Annotated in this window: 2 protein-coding genes; both read left to right on the top strand. The window is 41.0% G+C overall.

From position 1 onward, the window contains the following. Positions 1 to 545 (top strand): Hsp70 family protein (locus ACJQWY_RS06840; protein ID WP_407076984.1); only part of this gene is annotated, 545 nt, incomplete at its 5' end. Between the two features lie 94 nt (positions 546 to 639). Then, positions 640 to 1542, top strand: a complete 903-nt coding sequence (locus ACJQWY_RS06845) for a DnaJ C-terminal domain-containing protein (protein ID WP_407076985.1) — start codon at positions 640 to 642, stop codon at positions 1540 to 1542. Positions 1543 to 1731: the final 189 nt, after the last annotated feature.

The raw sequence follows: 1731 nt of genomic DNA on the forward strand, positions 1-1731 counted from the left end.
TAGCAGATATTCCTGCTGCTCCTCGTGGTGTTCCACAAATCGAAGTTAAGTTTGACATTGACCGTAATGGAATCGTAACGGTTTCAGCCAAGGACTTAGGAACGCAAAAGGAACAAAAAATCACCATTCAAAACTCAGGTTCATTGTCAGATGAAGAGATTGAGAAGATGATGAATGATGCCAAGGCAAATGAAGAAGCCGACAAGAAGCGTAAGGAAGAAGTTGATTTGCGTAATGACGTTGATCAAATGATCTTTACTGCTGAGAAGACTTTGGATGACACTGGTGATAAGTTGAGTGATGATGATAAGAAGCCAGTTCAAGATGCTTTGAATGATTTGAAGTCAGCTAAGGAAGCTGATGATTTGGATCAGATGAAGGAAAAGAAGGAAGCTTTGGAAAAGGTTTCGCAAGAATTAGCAGTTAAGTTGTATCAACAAGCTGCTCCAGAACAAGGAGCTGACGGTGCCGATGGTGCCGCCAATACCAAGGGTGATGACAACACTGTTGATGGCGACTTCGAGGACGTATCAGATAAGAAGTAATTTGGTATGGGAAATCGAATAACCATTTGATTAACAAAAATGGGCTGTAAGGCTCATTTTTATACATATAAAAGAAAGTAGAGGCGGGTTTCCCATGAATAATACTAAATTATATGAGACCTTGGGAGTCGATCAGAACGCATCCCAAGATGAAATTAAAAGAGCATACCGAAAGTTATCAAAAAAATATCATCCTGATTTGAACAAAGAGCCAGGGGCTGAAGAGAAGTATAAAGAGGTGCAAGAAGCTTTTGAGACCTTGGGAGATGAGAAAAAGCGTGCTACTTATGATCAATTTGGCGCAACTGGTGATCAACAAGGCTTTGGTGGTCAAGGTGGTTTTGGAGGCCAAGGCGGCTTTGGTGGTTATTCAGACTTTGGTGATATCTTTAGCCAGATGTTTGGAGGAGCCTTTGATCCTAATCGTCCCCGGCAAGGTTCAGACTTACAATATCGGTTACATTTGAGTTTTGATGAAGCTATTGCAGGTAAGGAAGTTGATATTGAATACAGTCGATTAGGAGCTAATGGCCAAAACGAGCAAAAGAAGGTTAAGGTAACGGTACCTGCAGGAGTTGAGGATGGTCAACAAATGCGTATGGCGGGTTACGGTGAAGCTGGAACTAATGGTGGACCATTTGGTGATTTGTTTGTGGTCTTCAATGTTGCGCCTTCTAAGGATGGCTTTGAACGTGATGGCGCAGATGTCTATTTGCAGCAACCTTTAGACTTTGCAACAGCTACTTTAGGTGGCGAAATCGTTGTTAAGACGGTTCAAGGTGAAGCAAAGTTGAAGATTCCGGCCGGAACGCCTAATGGTAAGCGTTTCCGTCTTCGTGGTAAAGGTGCACCACGTCTACGTGGAACAGGAACTGGTGACCAATATGTAATTGTTTACATTGATGTGCCAACAAAGTTATCACGTGATCAACAAGATGCCTTGAAGCAGTATCAAGCAGCTATGAATGGACAACATAAGAAAGGATTCTTTGGATAGTGGCTACGATCAAGGATGATCTATCTTCAAAATATTAAAATTTTAAAAGTTTAATGAAGTCTTCATGATAGGGATACTGTTGTGAAGACTTTTTTGATATGATAAACTTACTGGCACTTAAGAAAAACAAAGGGCGTAATTATATTTGAAATGAGGATTGAATCAGATGAACTTAGGACAGTTGAAGCA

Source organism: Weissella kandleri (assembly GCF_045504165.1).
GTDB classification, from domain to species: Bacteria; Bacillota; Bacilli; order Lactobacillales; family Lactobacillaceae; genus Weissella; species Weissella kandleri_A.

Bases quoted from the DNA above. Each gene is read 5' to 3' on its own strand.
- ACJQWY_RS06845 (WP_407076985.1), top strand. From the start codon at position 640: ATGAATAATACTAAATTATATGAGACCTTGGGAGTCGATCAGAACGCA.